Source organism: Rhodococcus sp. R1101 (assembly GCF_000278445.1).
Lineage (GTDB): Bacteria > Actinomycetota > Actinomycetes > Mycobacteriales > Mycobacteriaceae > Rhodococcus > Rhodococcus gordoniae.
Genome location: NZ_AJVB01000918.1, coordinates 1 through 549 on the forward strand (window position 1 = coordinate 1; position 549 = coordinate 549).

At 69.4% G+C, this 549-nt stretch carries 2 protein-coding genes; both read left to right on the forward strand.

All coding sequences use genetic code 11. From position 1 onward, the window contains the following. Nucleotides 1-48 precede the first annotated feature (48 nt). Nucleotides 49-177, forward strand: coding sequence for a hypothetical protein (locus R1101_RS28980; protein WP_442969904.1), 129 nt, complete (start codon nt 49-51; stop codon nt 175-177). Nucleotides 178-199: 22 nt separating this feature from the next. Then, a partial coding sequence (locus tag R1101_RS0125215; RefSeq protein ID WP_016935855.1) for a TIGR03668 family PPOX class F420-dependent oxidoreductase occupies nt 200-549 on the forward strand: 350 nt, incomplete at its 3' end.

Consider the following 549-nt stretch of genomic DNA (forward strand, 5'->3'; position numbering starts at 1 on the left):
CCACTGGCGGTCGCTCCGCCGGCACGGGAGACCCACGGCGCCCACTGGGTGGAGCCCATCCTCGTCGGAGAGGTCGAGTACCGGGAGTACGCGGGCGGAAGCCTCCGGCATCCGAGCTGGCGAGGACTACGCACCGACAAGACGGTGCCGGAGGTCGATCTCCCGGGCCGACACTGACCGTCCGGTTACCGTGAGGCGCATGGACGTCCGTCGCAGTGTCGCCGATGCCCGAGTGGCCCGCCTCGCCACCGCCGACGGGTCCGGCGAGCCACACCTCGTCCCCATCGTGTTCGCCCTCGACGGCGACGTGATCCACACCTGTGTCGACGACAAGCCGAAATCCACCCGGCGCCTGCGTCGACTCGCCGACATCGCCGAGAACCCACGGGTGTGCGTGCTCGTCGACCACTACAGCGACGACTGGTCGCAGCTGTGGTGGGTCCGCATCGACGGCATCGCCACGGTCCACGACGCCGACACTGCCGAGGGAACTGCGGGCATCGACGCGCTCGTCCGCAAATACCCGCAGTACCAGGCGAAACGACCACC